The 20277-nt window shown below is 37.5% G+C and carries 16 protein-coding genes and 1 other RNA gene; 3 read left to right on the forward strand and 14 right to left on the reverse strand.

Features of this window, described 5'->3' with window-relative positions; genetic code table 11:
* Positions 1 to 5: 5 nt before the first annotated feature.
* From AC2Q9J_RS15165 to AC2Q9J_RS15200, 8 genes are all read right to left on the reverse strand, one after another.
* The gene (locus tag AC2Q9J_RS15165) at positions 6 to 284 is read right to left on the reverse strand and encodes a hypothetical protein (RefSeq protein WP_499041239.1); all 279 of its coding nucleotides are present in this window, start codon (positions 282 to 284) and stop codon (positions 6 to 8) included.
* 5 nt (positions 285 to 289) lie between these two features.
* The gene (locus AC2Q9J_RS15170; RefSeq protein WP_499041241.1) at positions 290 to 1915 is read right to left on the reverse strand and encodes a hypothetical protein; all 1626 of its coding nucleotides are present in this window, start codon (positions 1913 to 1915) and stop codon (positions 290 to 292) included.
* Positions 1916 to 1930: 15 nt separating this feature from the next.
* Entirely contained in the window at positions 1931 to 3103 is a 1173-nt protein-coding gene (locus AC2Q9J_RS15175; RefSeq protein WP_499041243.1) for a hypothetical protein, read from the reverse strand.
* Positions 3104 to 3115: 12 nt separating this feature from the next.
* Complete coding sequence (locus tag AC2Q9J_RS15180; protein ID WP_499041245.1) at positions 3116 to 5497, reverse strand: dynamin family protein; 2382 nt, start codon at positions 5495 to 5497, stop codon at positions 3116 to 3118.
* 15 nt (positions 5498 to 5512) lie between these two features.
* Positions 5513 to 7870, reverse strand: a complete 2358-nt coding sequence (locus AC2Q9J_RS15185; protein ID WP_499041247.1) for a dynamin family protein — start codon at positions 7868 to 7870, stop codon at positions 5513 to 5515.
* Between the two features lie 12 nt (positions 7871 to 7882).
* Positions 7883 to 10168: a dynamin family protein gene (locus tag AC2Q9J_RS15190; RefSeq protein ID WP_499041249.1), complete on the reverse strand. Its 2286-nt coding sequence runs from the start codon at positions 10166 to 10168 to the stop codon at positions 7883 to 7885.
* 539 nt (positions 10169 to 10707) lie between these two features.
* Positions 10708 to 10965 carry a hypothetical protein gene (locus AC2Q9J_RS15195; protein ID WP_499041250.1) on the reverse strand — a complete coding sequence of 86 codons (258 nt, stop codon included), beginning with the start codon at positions 10963 to 10965 and terminating at the stop codon, positions 10708 to 10710.
* Positions 10966 to 11088: a helix-turn-helix transcriptional regulator gene (locus AC2Q9J_RS15200; protein WP_499041252.1), complete on the reverse strand. Its 123-nt coding sequence runs from the start codon at positions 11086 to 11088 to the stop codon at positions 10966 to 10968.
* A 202-nt stretch (positions 11089 to 11290) separates the two neighbouring features.
* Here AC2Q9J_RS15200 and AC2Q9J_RS15205 point away from each other — a divergent pair, with 202 nt between their 5' ends.
* From AC2Q9J_RS15205 to AC2Q9J_RS15215, 3 genes are all read left to right on the forward strand, one after another.
* On the forward strand, positions 11291 to 11521 hold the full coding sequence (locus AC2Q9J_RS15205) for a helix-turn-helix domain-containing protein (protein WP_499041254.1): 231 nt from the start codon (positions 11291 to 11293) through the stop codon (positions 11519 to 11521).
* Positions 11522 to 11541: 20 nt separating this feature from the next.
* Positions 11542 to 12681, forward strand: coding sequence for a tyrosine-type recombinase/integrase (locus tag AC2Q9J_RS15210; RefSeq protein WP_499041256.1), 1140 nt, complete (start codon positions 11542 to 11544; stop codon positions 12679 to 12681).
* Positions 12682 to 12928: 247 nt separating this feature from the next.
* The gene (locus AC2Q9J_RS15215) at positions 12929 to 14116 is read left to right on the forward strand and encodes a site-specific integrase (protein WP_499041258.1); all 1188 of its coding nucleotides are present in this window, start codon (positions 12929 to 12931) and stop codon (positions 14114 to 14116) included.
* 120 nt (positions 14117 to 14236) lie between these two features.
* Here the strand turns inward: AC2Q9J_RS15215 and ssrA are convergent.
* The 6 genes from ssrA to eno all read right to left on the reverse strand — a co-directional run bounded on the left by ssrA (position 14237) and on the right by eno (position 20270).
* Positions 14237 to 14590: a transfer-messenger RNA gene (gene ssrA / locus AC2Q9J_RS15220) on the reverse strand.
* Positions 14591 to 14677: 87 nt separating this feature from the next.
* The gene (gene smpB / locus AC2Q9J_RS15225; RefSeq protein WP_101803302.1) at positions 14678 to 15142 is read right to left on the reverse strand and encodes an SsrA-binding protein SmpB; all 465 of its coding nucleotides are present in this window, start codon (positions 15140 to 15142) and stop codon (positions 14678 to 14680) included.
* A 51-nt stretch (positions 15143 to 15193) separates the two neighbouring features.
* On the reverse strand, positions 15194 to 17515 hold the full coding sequence (gene rnr / locus AC2Q9J_RS15230) for a ribonuclease R (RefSeq protein WP_499041261.1): 2322 nt from the start codon (positions 17513 to 17515) through the stop codon (positions 15194 to 15196).
* 23 nt (positions 17516 to 17538) lie between these two features.
* Positions 17539 to 18285, reverse strand: coding sequence for an alpha/beta hydrolase (locus AC2Q9J_RS15235; RefSeq protein ID WP_499041263.1), 747 nt, complete (start codon positions 18283 to 18285; stop codon positions 17539 to 17541).
* Between the two features lie 358 nt (positions 18286 to 18643).
* Positions 18644 to 18871 (reverse strand): preprotein translocase subunit SecG, encoded by a 228-nt coding sequence (secG, locus tag AC2Q9J_RS15240; RefSeq protein ID WP_008429540.1) that lies wholly within the window; start codon positions 18869 to 18871, stop codon positions 18644 to 18646.
* Positions 18872 to 18974: 103 nt separating this feature from the next.
* Entirely contained in the window at positions 18975 to 20270 is a 1296-nt protein-coding gene (gene eno / locus AC2Q9J_RS15245) for a phosphopyruvate hydratase (protein WP_499041265.1), read from the reverse strand.
* Positions 20271 to 20277: the final 7 nt, after the last annotated feature.

The raw sequence follows: 20277 nt of genomic DNA on the forward strand, positions 1-20277 counted from the left end.
CTCCTTTATTTTTCCCTCTGATTTTTCAGTCTAATCATCATAGATTCTAAAACAACCATTAACTTTAAAGCCCTTTTTATGTGTCCAGTTGCAATATTTCCACGAATCAGAGGAATTAAAGTTTCTATAGCTTCTATCTGATTTCGCTTAGAATTTTGTTTTGAAATACTTGCTTGGAAAATAATTATTTCATTTTCCGAATCACCGAAAAAATCTTCAATTTTTTTCTCTAATAGCATTTCAACTATCATTGCCTGACTAAGTTCTAATTCGTTAATATTCATCTTAATTACCTCATTAAGCGTTGTAAAATATCCATATCATTTTTATTTAAGTTAGTCATCTCTTTGAATGCACGTTCTAACATTTTAGCAGTAGTTTTAGTTTCTTCTGTTTGTGCATTTAATGATTTTAGTACATGTTGATTTTGCTCAATTACACCTTTAGAATCTGTCAATAATTCATTCATAGCCGCACTGTGCATATCTGAAGTACGTGATGCTTGTGTGATTGCTCGCTCAAGTTGACTAGACGATTCATCTAATAAATTCGTAACTTCAGACTGTAATTGTTCGGTAAATTTAGTACTTTGCTTTTCTTGACTTTCAATACCTTCTAAAAATTCATTTAAAAATTCTTCAAATGATTCCTGTGATATCGCACGTTGATCTTTCAACTCCTGAATACCTGACACTAAACTTTCTTTTGATGCAGTAAGTGTATTTGTATACTGATTCAATGTATTGTCTAAAGTTGATGCAATCGAATCTTTTATTGATTGTTGTGTATCTATAAGTTGTTGGTGATGTGCAGCCAAGGTTATTTCATGTGTCCCAAGTTGATTCGTGTACATTTTAATTTGTTCGTACGTATTTTCCCAGAATGATTGAGCCGATGTAAATGTTTGCCGTTGGTCAACTAACGTCGTTAACATTGCTTCGTTTGCTTTTTCAACTGATTGCAATAACGAAGTTGAATGCTCATTTTCAAGTTTTCGTAAATCTACTAATGAGTGACGTGTCGTTTCCCATCCAGTAATAATTTTATCGTTTAAAGCGGTTGTGTTCGTATCGATTAAGTTTGTTACAGTTTGTTGTGTGTCCATAATATGTGCATGCTCTTGTTGCCGTAGTCGTAAATGCTGTTCGGCTGTTTCTTTCCATGCAATTAATAATGCATCATGTGAGTGCTGTGCTTGCGCTTGTAACAATTCTTTTAATTGTTGCTGAGCATTTTTGAAAATATCACGCTGTTCATTTAAATGTAGACTGTAAGCCGCTTCTTTTGCTTCTATAGCTGCTAACACATTACTAAATGTTTGCTGCTCTTGTTCACGAATCTGAAGATACTTTTGTTGATGTTCGCTCCACAATGCTTCAATCTGATTATTCGATTGCTCTGTAGTCTGTAACAAAGACTGATGTGCTTGCTGAACTGCAGCAAATGTTTCTGTTGATATTTTACTTTGTTCAACAAGCCATTGCTGCAAGTTTTGTGCTGTATTTTTAGCAAGCTGATCTTGTTGTTGCTGCAGTGCTGCTAACTCTGACAGCAAGTCCGTTGATTTGTCTGCCATTTGCTTTGTTTGTTCCGTTAACTGTTGCTGTGTTGCAGACCAAACAGACATCAATTGCTCATTCGTTTGTTTAGCTAAATCAGATGCATTTTCCGTCAATTGCTGTTGATAACTTGCTAAACTGTCTACAATCGACTGCGTTGATTGCTGCATAATCTGGTGGAACTGCTGTTGCTGCCTTTCTGTTTGCTGAACTTGTTTCTGCTTACCTAATGCGACGAAACAACCAGCAGAAATTCCTGCCACAAGCGCTACAATAATAGCAGTTGTTCCTTCATATAAAGGGAAAGCTAATGTAGCCACTAAAACGAATGTTGCTAACGATGGAAATAGATTCATATATTTATCCTCTTCCTAACTTAATACTAAATAACGTTGGACGGTATTTTCTAAATAACCTGTTATTTCTTGTGGTAAATGACGTTGTATCGAGTCATTTAAAAATTCGTAGCACTTCTTCTTCATCTGACGCGTTTTCAATTCATATTCTATTCGATCTGTATATGATGTATTTAAAACTTGTTCTTTTTGTATTGTTTTTAACCGATGTTCCAGTTCATCCCATATTACTTGAACAATTGATTGCAATTCTTCTATTGTTTTTGTCTTGCTTTGAATTTGTTTTAAATGATAAGTGTCCAGTAATTCCCGTTTCAAGATAGTAACGAGCAATTCATGATAAAGCTCTTTCAACTGTTCAATCCAAACATTTAGTATTAACCGATTATTTTCAACGTATACATAAGCAAAGCAATCTTCTAATTTCATTGCCCATTGCTCATTTTCTAAAGCAAATTGCAAGTCATCTTTGATAAAAATAATACTTGCACGTATGTCCTCTAATACATCTATTTTTCTTGATACAATTTGTTGAGAATAATTTGTTTTATGCTGTATCGCTTCTAATAATAGCGAACGTTGCAGTGGAATGTCGGCATGTTCTTTTAGTATGCGGTAGTCTTTTTCTAGAAAATAATTTCTAGCATTGAGAATACCCAGATCTATATCACCAATATCACTAATGACAAATTCGCGTTTAATTTGTGTAACAGCAATTGATATTTGAGATTGAGAAATGCCTAAATCCTGCAAATAACGCAACTGCTGTACTGTATCCGCCTTACCGTAAGGAAAACCTTCAAACCAAACAAACGTGTTTGATCTTGCTAAGAGCTGACTTTGATAAAAATATTGTTTAAATTCATGTTCAGACGTTGAATACGGTGGAAAAACTAGTTTTACGTTAAGTGGTAATTGCCCGGGTGAAACAGAAATAAAATATGTTCCACCTGCAACTACACTTTTCAAGTCACGCAAGCCATTGTCCTTCCATTCATAACAAAGTGCTTCCTCTGCAGAAAACAAAACCCACGTACTTCGTTTAAAATTCACTTCTTCGGGATTCCAAAACCTTTCTAAGTTCGCACTATTGGAAGAGTAGTTGCGAAATAGGGCATATCGCTCCGATCCAACATCTCCTAAAACAAATAGCGATCGTTGATATGGCAATATTTCTTTCATATCCATATCAGCTAACTCCTAACTATTTAAAATTTGAATATATTTAAACAAATTTACTTCGTACGCCAGTTGTTCGTCTTTATTTTTTTGACGCGTCTTAATTAATTGCACTAATTGTTGCTTTTGTGTATGCAGTTGCTTTTGCAGATCCATTGAAATAATAGCTGGCATATGCATAATAAAACGTTCCAAATACATTTGTACGTTTGAACGATAACTTATTAATAAATTTTGCATCTGCTGTTCAAAATTACGTACTAGCTGCTGACGATATGCAATAACCTGCTGTTCACGTAATTGTTGTTCATGCCGTTTTTCGGCTTCATACATTTGCAGCTTTAATTGTTGTTCGTATTTTTCTTGGAGACGCTTTTCTTCACGCAATTTTTCCTCATATGTTTCTAGTAAATTTACTTGTTGCATACGTAATAGCTCTAATTGCTTGGCATGTTCAATTTTCGCTTCAATTTCCGCTTTTTCACGGAAGAAAGCGTCCTTATATTGTTTGTCTTCTACAATTTGTGGTGGCCCGTCAACCATTTTTCCAACTTGACCAAACCAGTACTCTACCGTTATTAAGTTCAGAACATTAAACTTACTTTCTTTACGGGATTCTTTTTGGGAATCTTGTGCTGTTTCAACCATTTTTGTAATATCTTTAAATTTATCAGTTTTGGCTAAAACTTTTCCTGTTTTCTCAACTGCCGCTGCAACTTTGGCCACCTTTTCAACATACTTTGTCCCTTTTGCCACTTTATTGATCATGCCGGCTGCCTTAGTAGCACCTGTCGCAAATGCTTTACCAGGAATAAATACCATCGCCCAGTCCACTACATTTCCTATTGTACTTAACGTCTCCTGTGTTGAGGTATTATACTTTTCAACATACTGTGCTTCATAAGCACCCAATTCATTTATTTTACCTGTCGCTTCTTGCATTTCACCTGATATTTCTATGCCTTGAGCTTCCATTTGCGCACGCTTTCGCTCAATTTCTTGTAAGCCTTGTTCATACGCAGACAAGTTGTTCTGAAGCTTTTCCTGAATGAATTCACCCTGCACAAAAACATCATCCACAGTTGGCACTTCGACTTGTAACTGAATGTTCGGCATGTCTCCCAACGAATAAATCTCAATATTTTTTTGTAATGCTGTATTCGTATCCGCTGCAGACTTTTGTAAAAACTCATTTAATTTATCATTTGTGATTATTTTAAGCGCTTCTGCTACTTTTGTTATTTGTTGCTCTCCCTGTACTTCCGCTGCTTTTTGTAGAGTTTCCACCGTATTGAATTGCCGTATTGACTGGTCAAAGCTCTCAACAGCTGCTTTAAACTGTCCATCATATGTTGATAAAATCGCTTGTTGCGTGGCTTCAAATGTCAAACTAAAGTTATTTTTCTGCTTTTGAACACGCTCGTCAACGTAACTAATATCTTCTTGCAACTCTTCTATCTTTCTTTGAATATCCAAGTCTGTAACACTGCGGCTTACTTCTAGCTGCTGCTTTCGTTCATTTAAATTTTGTTCAAACTTCAATTTGATTTGCTGCATTTGGCGTCTAATGCTTTGTTTGCGTTTATCTTCAACATTTTGCACAAATTGTACTTGCAAGAAATCATTAAACTCATCCAGCAATGTTTTCCAGTTTGGAAATATTAATAAGTCTTCCTCGTTTGACACACCGAAATACGTTGCTTGTCGACCAATTGCCTCTTCTAGCTGTTGCTGGTCTTGCTGCATAATTTTTTTCGGCGTGTCATTTTCATCTCTGCGCAACTGATCAATTTTTGTACGGATAAAAAGCAAATCGATTCCCATTTGATCAATCATAGATACTAAACGAACATCAGCTGCTGTCAGTGATTTCGCCATAACATACATGATGGCATGGGCTTTGGGTAAAATATCTATCGTACGGTTTTCATGGTTTGAAATAATTGTATTTAATCCCGGCGTATCAATAAAAACAATACCTGTTTTAAATAATGGATGCTGTAAATACACATTAATATTAATTATTTCCGAATTGTGCATCTGTGGAATACCTAAAATTTCACTTATTGATGTATCTGATTGTAAATTTTGTTGACTTAAGTTCATCAGCTTTTCAACTTCAAATTGAATCGTTTTATCATCTGTTACTATTTCAGCATATTCAGTTTCACCATAGTAAAGAAACGTCGTATAGGCTGTCGACTCACTTAACATCGTCGGTAAAATACGACGGCCAATTAAATTGTTAATTAGGCTTGATTTACCAGATGAAAACTGTCCAATAATCGGAATATAAAAGTGTTTCTCGTCCAATTTTTCTTGTAATACTGAAAGCTTATCTAGTGAAATTCCATCTTGCAATAATTCCCCAATTTCAATATATTGATTGATTTGCTGTTGCATGTCCATGTCCCCTGACTATATAGAAGTAACTTGACTTGAAGCTTGCTCAATGACGTCAATTTGAATTGATTCCATTTCGGAAATAAATTCATTAACGTCCTTGGCAATTGCTTTTAACTGTAGTTGTTCTAGTTCTAGCTCTTTATGCTTTTCTGCCCGTTCGGTTTCACCAGATTGTAAAATATCCATTAACTGTTGCAGCTCATTTTTCTTATCAATAGACTGTTTTTCAAATTGTTGTTCCAATGCTTGAATCATAATTTTAGCAATCATTTCTTCCTTGCCTTTGATATTTGAACGAAACATTCTCGTAATGTCGCGGCTGATTGTTGTCAGGTAATCTTCAAATTCATATCGGACATTAGTCAATACTTTTTGTTGTTCTTTTCGAATCTTGTCACTATATTCTGAAATGTATTTTTCACGTTGCTGCTGTAAATATTGCTGTTGCTTAAGAATTTTTTGCTGCTCATAACTATAAATTTCAGGGTCTACATTTTCCTTTTCATATAAATTTTTCTTCGCTGACTCAATTGCATCTTTACTATTTTTTATCTCGGTGCGTAAACGTTCCTGTTCTTCATCATATTTAACCTGAGCGCTATTGTCATATTCAATTTGAGTATCATCTACTGTACGTTTTCCTATCAGTAAATCACCAACAAAACCTAAAAGTCCTCCACGTTTTTCTTTACGAGTTCCATTGATTTCAAGTCGTTCTCCACTAGGTCGTGTGCCTAAAAAGTTTATTTTCATTTGTTCTTCTTGTTGTAGATTTATCAATTGCTTATCTAATGTTTCAAGTTGCTTTCTTACTTTCCGGGCTTCTAATGCTTTCATTTCAGTATCATCTGATTTTTTGCGGAGTGCTTCCATCTCTTGCTCGATTTCTTTAGTCTTATTATCATAAGAATCCATATTTACATGCACATCGGTATTTACTTCAAACTCGATTGTACGAATCGGGCTTTTAGCTTCATCGGAATGTCCGATTTTACTATTCGCTAAAACTGCAATTTCTTTATATTTTATATTCATTTTTTTTCGAATAGAAGAAGTGAATTCTTCGTCTAGCTGTTCAACGATTTGTTCACATTCACGATTGATCTGTGTATTAATCCGTTCAATTTGTATTGGAATCGTTTCCAAATCTGTAAACGACTGAATTTTCGCTCCTAATTTCGAACGTAAAAATTCAATCTGTGCTTTTACATTATTTTCTAAATCTAATACAAGCTCTTTTATATCTGATTGAATTATGTCTTTTTGTTGTTCTAATTTTTCCCTGATTGCTTGCAAATCAGTCTCTACCTCTTGAATACGGGCAGTAATCTCATCCGTACCTTTTGCATCTTCTAGCGTATTTAGTGTTTCTTTAATCACCGCGCTGCGTTTTACTAATTCATGATGGATCTTTTCACTTGGTGAAAGTAGTTCCTGAACCGTTTTTTCGCCGTCTGTTACAAACTTCCATAACCGTTCTTCAAATGATTCAATACGTGAAATCTGTAAAAAGCGAATACACGCATCTTCATCATGGTCTTTTTGCATAGAATTGTCGGGATATTCTAACTGCTCATTCGTACGTGCAACTAAAGCCGGATAAGCTGCAATGGGATAAATTTCAGGCATTTTATGGTCTGGGAAGAATGTTAAATAGTTCTCACGCAAACGCCCTACAACAGATTCAACAGTTTCCTCCGATTTTTTAACCTTGTCAATTTGGTTTAGCACTAAAAATATATTGTCAAATCGTTCTGATAGCTTCGCAAGTACTTCAAAGTCAGATTTTGAACCTGGTTGAGATGCAGCAAACATGTAGATACATGCATGCGAACGTTCAATTTGACGCTCTGTAACTTCTGCATGGCCTTTTGCAACTCCATTTAAACCTGGGCTATCCACTAATGTTATACCTTGCTCCAGTAATGGCGAATCTAGATAAAGCGTTACAGATTCAATATTTTGAACTACTTGATCGCCACCTAATGTCGATACATTTTTAGCTATAGCTTCTTTCGTCGCTTCTGAAAATTTTGTCGGTGTCGAAGGATTTTTATAATCGATTTGTAATGTATGCCCATTTGGTGATTTCGTCTTATGTTTTAAAAAGTTAATTGTTGCTGTCGTTTCACTTGTAAAAGAAGGCAAGTAACGATCACCCATAACAGCATTTAAAAATGTAGACTTACCCGCACTAAACTCCCCTACAATAACAATAGAAAAATCTCCATTTTGTAAATCTGTTAAAAATTGATTTAGACTCGAAACTTTTCCTTCTTCCCCAATACCATCAAAATATTGAATTGAACGATTTAATAACGTCCTTAATGTTTCTTTCCGTTTTTGATGCTGTTGTAAATGTTGATTCATGACAAAATCCCCCTATGCTAAAGCTTCGACTATTTGCTTTAAATTTTTTTGCGCCTCTGTTAATTCCTGTGGTTTAGCTTTTTGAACGACCTGCTTTTTTAATCTTTGCAATTTTTCTATATAAGCTTTGTATGACTGAATGTAATATTTTTCAATTCCTTCATCGACTTTCGGAATTTCTTTGTTCAAAATCGTATCGATTTCTTGACGGTAAAATTTCGTTAAGTCATTCATTATATACTGCTCCAACGCATATAAAATTTCCTTTTCTTGACGTGAATAATAAAGACGCTTGTTACGATCATAAATTTCCTTTTTCTCACGCTGTAAACTGTTAAGTTCTGCATGTAATGACTCAAGCTTAAATTCTAATTGTCTTAGTCGAGTATTCGTTTCAAGCACACTCGTTTCATACTTTTGCGCCCTTTGTTGTGCAACATTAATCGTTCGTATCAAGTCATTTTCTTTACTTCTATATTCATCGCGAATTTGTTGCTCTTTCTGATCCCAAGATTGTCGTTTACTGTCGTCCTTGATTGTACGTGACTTAGTATCATATCCACCTAGTCTTGTTATTCTGGCTGCCCACCCAATGAGACCACCTTTTCCAACTTCATAATACTCTGTAAGTCGTTCAACATCAGGCCTCCTTCCTAAACTTTGAATTTCACGTTGACGTTGATTAAGAAGGGAAATTTTATTTTCTTGTAATGAATTAACATCGTGTCTTGCATAGCTTTTCTGTTGCTCTACTTCGCTATGTATTTCAAGAACTGAAAATTCTTCATTTCGAAGCTGTTTTAGCTTCTTTTCCGTTTGTTCAATCTTTTTAAGCGCACTTATATTATCCAAGTTAGATTTTTCTAACTGGACTGTAAAGTGAATTTTTTTCTTTGAAATAGAAATTTTGGGATAGTGACTTTCAATTCGCAGTACCGCACTTTCATATAATTCTGTTAAAAACACAGTCAATATGTGCATGTATCCATCTGATAAAGTTCTTTCTTCTCCATGGATTGCCTTTTCTACATGTTCTTGCAATTTCTCTAAATTCTTTTCAGGATTATCTTGTATTTCCATATAATGAGCTATTTCACTTTCAACGTTAGCTCGTATCTTTTCATAAATATCTGTTAAATCCTTTTTTACACGTTCAAGGAGTATCGCACGAATATCAGCTTTTTTAGCCACTGTAAAATTACTTAAATGATCAAGATTATCATTTTTCGACTGATTAGCTAGTTCCATCCGCAACTCAATTTCTTGTAATTGCTTTCCATCGATTTCTACTTGATTAATTTCTACCTGTTCCTCGAATTCTGTTTTAATATCTTTAATTAGCGCATGCACTTTTTGTTCAATATTTTTTTGCATTAATCTCACTTTTTCACTGTTTGTTAAACGATTCCAAATTTCCGTTTCAACTTGACCGAAATTCGATTTCTTTAATAGTAATTGACGTCGTTCATGTGTCATAGAATTTGTGTCGTCTTCGTATAATTGTGTAATCGTTGGATCTTTTGCAGTTAGAGCTAGCAAAGATGAGACGCCTATAATCGTTGAGTCATTTTGCACACCAATGTCAGCTAATTGCTTTCGTAATTCGGAAATTTTTAAATCGGTGGTTTCACCTTCAATCTCTTTTAACGTATCAATAGCATTAATAACGAATACAAAAGATGTCTGGTACTGCTTTAAAAGTTCATACATTTGAACATTCGATTGTGATAAGCCTCTAGTGTGCAATAAGTAAATACTTGTATGCGCTCGCTGAATTTCATAGCGCGTTCGTTCGTAATGTCCTTCCGCCACACCATTTAAACCTGGTGTATCAATAAATATGATCGGTTCATCTGTATATGGAAAATCGACATGTAATGTAACAGAGGCTACATCTTGAACTACATTTAACTGTTTGGCCATTGTTGTTACATATTCGGTTAATCCTTTTGAATCTTTTGGCATATCTAATACAATTGATTCTTTTACTCCAGAAAATTCAACTATTACTTTATTACATAATGGATCGCTAGACTTTACGTTCTTAATATATGTAACCGCTGCTGTAGTTTCATTAACTGAATGAGGCAAAATATCTTTCCCGATTAATGCATTTAAAAAGGTTGACTTTCCTGCACTAAATTCACCAACTACTGTAATACGGAAAGATTTGTCATTCATTTGATTTCGGATATCTTTTGCTCTCTGAATAAAGTTTTGATAGTACTCTTTATTCAATTGAGGTAATGAAATGATTTGATTTAATTTTTGTTCAGTATCAAATGTTTTTGTCACCATATATACCGCTTCCCCCAAAAAAATGCTATTGAATTTCAATTAATTTACGATAATAAAATTTCTTTTAATTCTGAGACATATTTATTCTCTCGCTATTTTAATTGGCTCCTACATCGACTAAAGACAATATATATAATTCCTTTTTTATACACTATTTGATCTCTGTAATTTAATATCACTAATTCGCAAAAAAATATCACACAACTATTTAATTACAAATCGTTAATTTTGTACCATGATTATACCATTATTTACAATTTATAATTGAAATATTATTTGGAAGAGAATAAGAATATATCGTCACTGAAAAGAATACAATCATAGCGGAAAACTTTAAAAAGTGGTAAATTCCCAAACGCTATGGCATATAAAAAAACAGAAAAGAAGCGGCAAAAATATTACGCCGCTTCTTTACATAATTATTCAGCTACTATGCTGCTTAGCTGGTTCATTAATATAAATTTAAGTATTTTACATATAAAAAATGAACAATATAGCAATTGGAATTTGATCCAGTTAATCATTCTGTTTTTTATAAATTATTCTATAATATTCATTATTTCAATAAATACGTCATTAAAACTCTCAATAAAAATTGTATCTTCAAACTCCAGTTGTTCCTCTAAATAATACTCTAAGTGACCATATCTATAAAGAAGATGTGCTAAATCCAATCCATTTTTCACATTCGGACTTGTATAGCTCTTGTAATGACTAATGATTTCATCTAGATTTGCCTTGTGAAAACCGATATTTAGTTCTTTGCAAATCGCTTCAAGATAGCCGCTTTTTTTCACTTAGCCATTTTCAATTCTTCTAATCATTCTGACGTCTGTTTCTACTTTTTCAGCAAGTTGATCTTGGGACATTCCTAATTCTATTCGACGACGCTTTAACATTTGATATACAAACTGGTCCATAAGAACACCTCCTAAAACTAATATAAGTTACTGCCATTATTTTGAAAAGGACAGGGAGCGGACATTCTAATTAAAAAAATTTTTATTTATTTATATTTTACTATTCGAATCCTCAAATCTTCCTGCTAGTATATTAAAGCTTTTAACTACTCAACTTTCAAGAGGTATAAACCCCATCAAACAATATAAAGGAGATTAAAAAATGCAGAAAGTATCAGCACAACAAGAATTAGAAACAATTTTGAATGAAATAGCTGCAAGAATGATTGCTAAGGAATGGATGACTCTGAAGGAAGGAGCAAAATACGCCGGAATTTCATACAATACTTTAATCAAATTTAGACAAAAAGGATTAAAAGTTGCAGAAATCGATGGTGTAAAGCGAATTTCAAAAACAGAAATTGATAATTTTTTTAAAGAATACAGTTTTTAATAAAAGGAGACAGAGAAAAAATGCACTATAACCCAGCAATTAAACCATACAAACTCAAAAATGGTGATACACGCTACATGTTTAAAATTTATTTAGGTGTTAATCCTCTTACAGGAAAAGAAGTTAGCACAACGCGCCGGAAGTTCAAAAAGGAAAAAGAAGCTCAAAAAGAATATGATAGTTTAAAAAATGCCTACAGAGAAGGCACGTACAAAAAGAAGCAAACTATAACATACAAAGAAATTTATAATCAATGGACTCTTACGTACAGGAAAACAGTAAAGCCTTCGACTTATCTGAAAACTACAGGGCTATTTAGAAATCATATTTTGCCGGCTATTGGTAGTTTACGAATTGATAAAATCAATTTCAAGATATGTGAGCATCATGCTTTTAACTGGGTGGAACAATTTGTGAAATTCAAAGCTGTAGTTTCATATGCTTCTAGGGTGATGACTCATGCTATTAAACTTGGTTATATTCAAGCAGATCCATTTAAGTTAGTAGATACTCCCAAACAAAAGAAATCATCTAAAGGAGATAAGTATTATATGCGAGAAGAATTGATAAGCTTTTTAGAAGCTATCAAGAAAGAAAGAAAAACTAAGATTCATACATTCTATCGTCTTTTAGGATATACAGGCATGCGAAAAAGTGAATGTTTAGCTCTTCATTGGGATGATATAGATTACGAAAACAAAGAAATCCATGTTACCAAAGCAATTTCTATAGATGAGGATAGCAAGATACATTTAGGTGATACAAAAAATGGGGAAGCTCGTATAGTTAAAATTGATTTAAAAACTGCAGAAATTTTAAAGGAATGGCAGCAGGAACAAGACATAACATTGAGCTTATTGGATCAACATGTCGAAAAGCAATTGATTTTCTCCAATACTAAAAACCAACTTATTCAACCTTCATATACATGGAAATGGGGTCGAGCTATTCAAGATCAGCATCATTTAAAGCATTTATCGCCACATGGTTTCCGGCACACACATCCTACTTTATTAATTGAAGCAGGAGCTAATCTAGTAGGCATTCAGCAACGTTTAGGACACTCTGGTAGAGATACCACAACAAAAACTTATATTCATCACACCGATAAAATTAAGGATGATACCCTAAAACTATTTGTTGAATACATGGATTATTAATTCCTGCCTACCTGAGGAAGAAAAAAGATAAGACCGCATACATTTGAAATCTCAGATGTATGTGGTCTTATTTATATTTCCAAAATACCATCTTCTCATTTTTTAAATCCAGTAAACATTTATTCTTTACATGCTTAATTTACCGAAGTGCTATTTGTGTACTGCCAGGCTTCAATATAAAATAAAAGAGTAGTTAGTTTAACTACACCTCCCAATCTTATCTCCGTAAGCATTCAGGAGGAACAGGATGAGTAAACAAACAACAATTAAAAGCTATAAACTCAAGAGCAATGCAACAAGGTATATGTTTCAACTTTATATTGGTGTTGACCCATTAACCGGTAAAGAGCTAAGTACCACACGCCGAGGATTTCTAACTAAAAAAGAGGCAAAGGATGCTTTAGCAGCATTGAAAGTCGAAATCAGTAAAGGTACATTCCGAAAAAAACAGCTGGAAACATATCAAGATATTTATGACCTCTGGGTTAATCACTATGAAAATACAGTTGAAGAAAGTACTTTTGTCAAAACAACACGCATTTTCAAAAATCATATTCTTCCTGCCATGGGCGTATATAAGATTGAAAAAATCGATGTGGCCGTTTGTCAAAAGCACGTTGATGAGTGGGCTAAGAAGCTTCAACGTTTTCGAATGGTAAAAGCGTATGCTGCAAAAGTACTCGACTTTGCAATTAAGCGCGGTTACCTTCAAGTCAATCCTTTTTCATTAGTAGAAGCCCCTAATAAGCTACAGAAAGTCAGTATAGATGAGGACGAGGCAGAAAACTTTTACGATCGTGAACAGCTAGTTGAATTGCTTGCATGCTTTGAAAAAGAAGATTACTTCAAGGTTTATACCCTTTTCCGTCTACTCGCTTTTTCCGGTATGCGTAAAGGAGAAGCTTTGGCTCTTACATGGAAGGATATAAATTTCGTTAATAATGAGATTCGTATCAACAAGGCACTTTCGCGAGGAAAAGATAACAAACTCTATGTAAAACCAACGAAGACCGGAGTTGTTCGTACTATAAAGATGGATCAAAAAACAATGGATCTTCTTAAAAACTGGAAAAAGCAACAGAAGAAAGATTATTTTCGTCTGGGTTATAATACAATGCAATTTAAACAACTTGTATTCAGCAATGAATTCAACGACTTTCTACAGCCGACGAAAACTCGAAAATGGCTCATGCATGTGATTAAAAAATACAATCTAAAAATGATTATTACTCACGGCTTACGCCATACCCACTGTTCCCTGCTTTTTGAAGCGGGAGCAACCTTAAAAGAAGTGCAAGTACGGCTAGGTCATACAGACGTTAAAACGACGATGGATATCTACACTCATGTAACAGAAAAAGCGAAGGCAGGAACCATTGAAAAGTTCGAAAACTATTTAGAGGATATTCCAATACGTGACGAGGTTTTTGACTAGGTTGACTAGGTTTTTGACTAGGTTTTTTTGATATTACATGAAATTCCATGACATCAAAAAACGCCAAAACCCTTGGTATATCAAGGATTTTGACGTTCAATGAAACTCTATGATATCTCACTATGGAGACGGCGGGAGTCGAACCCGCGTCCAGAAACTCAGCTACTTGAGCATCTACGCGTGTAGCTTATCCATTTAAGTTTCGCGCAGCATTATGCCGATAAGCAGGCGTCATGTGCGCTAACTTGAAAATCTCCTGCCGGCAGCTCAAGTTGCACTGCCGACCGTATCCCACTAAAGTTGAGCTCTACATAGCCACATGGGCGATGGATACATAGAGCAGATCCGAGCTTACGCTGCGAATGCTAGGTTTTGGTTTGTTTTGCCAGTTGTTATAAGTGCGTTGATGACGAAGCCGACCCTCCGACGCGCAACCCAAGCCCTGGCCATCCCTGTCGAATCCGTAACGTCCCCTCATTATAAGAAGACACGGAGAGAGTATGACTCAATCGTGCTTGTGTTATAAAACCATTATAAGACAAAGATAGTCAGACTTCAAGCCTAACGGCTGCGTTCTTTCATCGCACGGTCAATTTCCCGTTTGGCGTCTTTCTTCTTCAGATCTTCACGCTTATCATAGTTTTTCTTACCTTTACCCACACCGATCAAGACTTTGGCGAAACCGTCCTTCAAATACATCTTTAATGGAACGATCGTGACACCTTGTTCTTTTGAATGGGATTCCAGTTCCCGGATCTGCTTTTTATGAAGCAGAAGTTTCCTCGAACGGGTAGGGTCATGATTAAAAATATTCCCTTGTTCATACGGACTGATATGCATATTGGAAATCCAGGCTTCTCCGCCGCGTATGCGAACGAAAGCATCCTTCAATTGCACTTTGCCGTTTCTTGCAGATTTAATCTCCGTGCCTTGCAGCACAATCCCGGCTTCCATCGTTTCTTCAATAAAATAATCAAAGCCGGCTTTTTTGTTCTGGGCAATTACATTGCCTGATCCTTTTGCCATTGATTCCACCTCAAATTAGTTGAAAAGAGCGGCTCGTGAGCCGCTCCTTGCTCATTTCTTTTTGCGCTTGTTCTTCTTGGCGGCGCCTTCATAAAATTTCTTCTTCGGATTCTTGCCCTTACGGGTCGGCCCGTCGTCTTGTTTCTTACCATCACGCCCTACTTTGCCTCCGCCTTCTTTTTTGGAAGCACGGATCACTTTCGGCGCGTCTTTTCTTGTGCGGCGGACATTTTGAGTCATGCCGACAATTTCGAAGTCGATAGCCGACTCTTCCGGTTTGACGCCGATCACTTTGATTTCAACTTCATCACCAATTCGGAACTGGCGGTTGCTGCGCTCGCCGATCATCATCATCTGGCGGTCATCGAAACGGTAGAAGTCATCCGTCATATTGGAAACATGGACCAGACCTTCTATCGTATTCGGCAATTCCACAAACAAGCCGAAATTGGTGACTGAAGATATAATACCGGTAAATTCCTCACCGATTTTATCAACCATAAATTGAGTTTTCTTCAATGCATCCGTATCCCGCTCAGCTTCCACTGCACGTCTTTCGCGTTCTGAAGTATGGGTTGCAATATCATCCATATTGGCTTCCCAGTGCATCAGCGTTGATTTCGAAAGATCTTTTTCAATCAGATAAGTGCGGATTAACCTATGGATGACCAAATCCGGATAACGGCGAATAGGTGATGTGAAATGCGTATAGAATTCAGTTGAAAGACCGAAATGACCCAGACTTTCCGCTGAATACTTCGCCTGCTGCATCGAACGCAGCAACATCGTCGAAATCACCGGCTCTTCCGGAGTGCCTTCAATCGATTCCACGATTTCCTGCAGTGCACGCGGATGGATTTCATTGCCGGTACCTTTTACAACGATACCAAAATTCGTAACGAATTCAAAGAATCGCTGCAGTTTCTCGGGTTTTGGGTCTTCGTGAATCCGGTAAAGAGACGGCACTTCCATGTGATGGAAATGTTCCGCCACTGTTTCGTTGGCTGCCAGCATGAACTCCTCGATCAGGCGCTCTGCAACCGTACGCTCACGAACGACAACATCTGTCGGATTGCCGTCTTCATCCACCAATACTTTTGATTCTTTAAAATCAAAATCGATGGCGCCGCGGCGCATGCGTTTTTCACGCAGGATACTTGCCAATTCCTTCATCAATTCGAACATCGGCACTAATTCACTGTATTTCTCTTTCAATTCCTGGTTGTCCTGTTCCAGAATTTCGTAGACATCGGTATACGTCATACGCGCTGAAGTCCGGATGACACTCTGGAAGATTTCGTGCGACAAGACTTCCCCTTGGTCATTGAATATCATTTCACAGGATAAAGTCAGACGGTCGACCTGCGGGTTCAATGAACAAATGCCATTTGACAGGCGATGAGGAATCATCGGAATGACGCGGTCAGTCAAATATACGCTCGTCGCGCGGTCATAGGCTTCACGGTCCATTTCTGAACCTTCCGTAATATAATGGCTGACGTCCGCAATGTGAACGCCGAGTTTATATGTGCCATCATCCATTTTTACCACCTGGACGGCATCATCCAGATCTTTCGCGTCTGCACCATCAATTGTGACAATGGCCTCTTCCCGAAGATCTTTTCTCCCGACGATATCTTCCGGATCGATTTCATCCGGAACACGGTTTGCTTCATCAAGCACAGTCTGTGGGAATTCGATTTCGATGCCATGTTTGTGGATGATTGAAAGAATATCCACGCCCGGATCGTTTTTATGTCCTAAAATCTGTTTGACCATACCGGTTGCTGACTTTCTGCCTTCCGGCCAGCCTGTAATTTCCACAACCACTTTATGGCCGTCTATCGCACCAAGCGTATCATCTTTGGCAATGAAAATATCCATGTTCATCTTTTTATCATCTGAAATGACAAAACCGAAACCGCGATTGTCCTGGAAAGTTCCGACAACCTGAGTTGTGCCGCGTTCCAAAATACGGATGATGGCACCTTCACGGCGATCTCCGCCCGATGACTCAGAAATCCTTACCATGACTCTGTCTCCGTTGATCGCACCGTTGACTTCTGTCGGCGGGATGAAGATATCATCATGTCCGGCTTCATCATAAGCTACAAAACCGAAGCCCCGTGGATGTCCGATGAACTTGCCGCTCATCAGGTTCATTCGTTCAGGAACCCCGTATCGATTGGCGCGCGAACGCACCAATAGTCCTTTTTCTTCTAATTTCACTAAAGTTTTTACCAATTCTTTAAATTCGTCAGCGTCTTCAAACCCGAATTGCTCTTCAATTTCTTGAACAGTCAGGGGTTTGTATGCATCTTCTCGCATAAAAGCCAATAAGCGCTGGTCCAATGACATTTCATTATTTCCCATTAAATTTCCTCCTTCTGGCGTTCTCACACGCTCCAATCGAGCGATTCGAGAAATTCCAATACATCTTCGTGCAATTGTTCTTTTTCTTTATCAAGGGTGATTACATGCCCTGATTCCTCGTACCACTTTATCTTTTTATCAAACGATTCCACGGCATCATAAATGATATTCGCCGAATCGGTATCAATAACATTATCCAAAGAACCCTGCACGACAAATGTCGGCGCATAAACATGATCCGCATGGTCCCGTACATCCTGGACCAATTCCCGCAAGTCTGACAGTGAATCCATGCCATGTTCACGAAGGGCCTTTATTTCTTCTTCTATAACATCGTCTTCTTTTCCTTCAAGTTTCTTATAATTGCGGGCGTAATTGATGACACCTTCGAATAATAAATCCGTCGTTTTCATAATCATAGGTGAGCACATCGTAAATATGCCCTTTACAGGGAATGTATACCCTGCTTTCAGTGATAATACGCCGCCGAGCGACAATCCCCCGACCGCAATTTCCGAATAGCCTTCGTCTTTCAATTGCTGGTAAGCCTGTTCAACTTCCCGCCACCAGCCTTCCGGTCCACTCTCCACTAATTTTTCAGGCTCAACGCCGTGCCCTTCCAAATGAGGGGCAATCGATGTATACCCTTTCTTTTCAAGAAAACGGCCCATCATCCGCACATCAGCAGAGTTGCCGGTAAAGCCGTGCAGCAAAAGAACCGCACGCGGCCCTGCTTTGAAGAAAAATGGTTTTGGTGGTGTAATCCTCATGCAAATCCCTCCAGAAATTAATATCATTATAATTTTCGTTCCAGGCGGACGCTTTCCGCGGGAGTCGCCGCCTTCCACTATAATTAATAATAAAATGTCTATTCAAATTAGATATATATATTTAGCTAAGATATGGAGCAAAACAGCGAAGACTCCCAGGGGATCAGAACCGGAGTTGGCTTTTAAACTCCGGTTCGAGCGAAGTGCTGAGATCCACTCGGGCGAAGTGCAACGAGCCCGAGTTAGCTCAGCGCGAGCCCCCAGGAAAGCGAAGCTGTTTTGCGGAATATCGATTATAATTACACTATAAAAGAAAACGCCCAACCAGTTTATTGGTCAGGCGATTTAGTCATCTACATTATACTTTCGTTACGGCGATAGCCAAAATAAAGAATAAGGCAGCAAGTACAATCGTTACACGATGAAGGACAAGATCAAGTCCCCGTGCTTTTTGCTTGCCGAAAAGTTGCTCAGCTCCACCGGAGATGGCTCCTGAAAGACCTGCACTTTTTCCTGATTGTAATAATACGACAACGATTAATGCGAGCGATACGATGACGAGTAATGTCATTAACAACGTATGCATAAATTCCACCTCCTGAATAAAACCTTCACAACAAGAATAAGTTTACCAAAAATTGCGACCTATGACAATAGCAATAGAAAAAAGAGGCAATGCCTCTTTTATTCTATTTATTCAAGTTGTAGAAAGTTTTCACACCGAGGTATTTAGCAGTATCATGCAATTGATCTTCGATGCGCAATAATTGGTTGTATTTCGCAACGCGGTCCGTACGTGACGGTGCACCTGTTTTGATTTGTCCGGCATTTGTTGCAACTGCGATGTCCGCAATCGTAACATCTTCGGATTCACCTGAGCGGTGGCTGATGACAGCTGTATAGCCAGCACGCTTCGCCATTTCGATTGCATCGAACGTTTCAGTCAATGTACCGATTTGGTTCACTTTTATCAGGATTGAGTTGCCAATACCTTGCTCGATTCCTTGAGCAAGTTTTTTAGTATTTGTTACGAACAAGTCATCTCCAACCAATTGAACTTTATCACCGATGCGGTCCGTCAATAATTTAAAGCCGTCCCAGTCGTTTTCATCCAACCCGTCTTCGATTGAAACGATCGGGTATTTGTTTGCAAGCTCTTCATACCAGTCGACCATTTCAGCTGAAGTTTTCGTCGTATTATCACCGGCAAGAGTGTAAATGCCTTTTTCTTTATTGTAGATTTCAGAAGCTGCCACATCCATTGCAAGAAGTACATCTTCTCCTGGCTTATAGCCCGCTTTTTCGATAGCTGTCATGATTGTTTCCAGCGCTTCTTCGTTCGATCCAAGGTTCGGTGCGAAACCGCCTTCGTCGCCTACAGAAGTGTTATAGCCTTTTTCTTTTAATACTGTTTTCAAGTTATGGAAGATTTCAGCTCCCATGCGAAGTGCATGGCGGAACGATTCAGCTCCTACCGGCATAACCATAAATTCCTGGATGTCTACGTTATTGTCGGCATGTTCGCCGCCATTCAGGATGTTCATCATTGGAACCGGCAATTGCTTCGCATTGAATCCTCCAAGATATTGATAAAGCGGAAGGTCCAGATAATCTGCAGCGGCATGTGCCACAGCCATCGATACGCCAAGAATTGCGTTAGCGCCCAAACGGCCTTTGTTTTCAGTGCCATCAAGTTCGATCAATGCCTGATCGATTGAAACCTGATCCAATACTGAGTAGTTCCCTTCAAGTTCTTCAGCAATTTCATTGTTTACATGTTCAACTGCTTTTAGAACGCCTTTGCCCAAGTAACGTCCTTTGTCGCCGTCACGCAATTCTACTGCTTCGTGTTCACCGGTAGAGGCTCCGGATGGTACGATTGCGCGTCCAAAAGCGCCGCTTTCAGTGAAAACTTCAACTTCTACTGTCGGATTTCCACGTGAGTCAAGAACTTCGCGTGCTAAAATATCTGTAATGATTGGCAATATAAAC

It is taken from the genome of Planococcus sp. RAB007_Raresut (assembly GCF_057369535.1).

Excerpts from the sequence above, each read along its gene's own strand:
- smpB (WP_101803302.1), bottom strand. The coding sequence starts at position 15,142 with ATGGCAAAAGGATCAGGCAATGTAATTGCCCAGAACAAAAAAGCCGGC.
- AC2Q9J_RS15190 (WP_499041249.1), bottom strand. The coding sequence starts at position 10,168 with ATGGTGACAAAAACATTTGATACTGAACAAAAATTAAATCAAATCATT.
- AC2Q9J_RS15185 (WP_499041247.1), bottom strand. The coding sequence starts at position 7,870 with ATGAATCAACATTTACAACAGCATCAAAAACGGAAAGAAACATTAAGG.
- AC2Q9J_RS15210 (WP_499041256.1), top strand. The coding sequence starts at position 11,542 with ATGCACTATAACCCAGCAATTAAACCATACAAACTCAAAAATGGTGAT.
- secG (WP_008429540.1), bottom strand. The coding sequence starts at position 18,871 with ATGCATACGTTGTTAATGACATTACTCGTCATCGTATCGCTCGCATTA.
- AC2Q9J_RS15205 (WP_499041254.1), top strand. The coding sequence starts at position 11,291 with ATGCAGAAAGTATCAGCACAACAAGAATTAGAAACAATTTTGAATGAA.
- AC2Q9J_RS15175 (WP_499041243.1), bottom strand. The coding sequence starts at position 3,103 with ATGGATATGAAAGAAATATTGCCATATCAACGATCGCTATTTGTTTTA.
- AC2Q9J_RS15215 (WP_499041258.1), top strand. The coding sequence starts at position 12,929 with ATGAGTAAACAAACAACAATTAAAAGCTATAAACTCAAGAGCAATGCA.
- AC2Q9J_RS15180 (WP_499041245.1), bottom strand. The coding sequence starts at position 5,497 with ATGCAACAGCAAATCAATCAATATATTGAAATTGGGGAATTATTGCAA.
- rnr (WP_499041261.1), bottom strand. The coding sequence starts at position 17,515 with ATGGGAAATAATGAAATGTCATTGGACCAGCGCTTATTGGCTTTTATG.
- AC2Q9J_RS15165 (WP_499041239.1), bottom strand. The coding sequence starts at position 284 with ATGAATATTAACGAATTAGAACTTAGTCAGGCAATGATAGTTGAAATG.
- AC2Q9J_RS15200 (WP_499041252.1), bottom strand. The coding sequence starts at position 11,088 with ATGGACCAGTTTGTATATCAAATGTTAAAGCGTCGTCGAATAGAATTA.
- AC2Q9J_RS15170 (WP_499041241.1), bottom strand. The coding sequence starts at position 1,915 with ATGAATCTATTTCCATCGTTAGCAACATTCGTTTTAGTGGCTACATTA.
- AC2Q9J_RS15235 (WP_499041263.1), bottom strand. The coding sequence starts at position 18,285 with ATGAGGATTACACCACCAAAACCATTTTTCTTCAAAGCAGGGCCGCGT.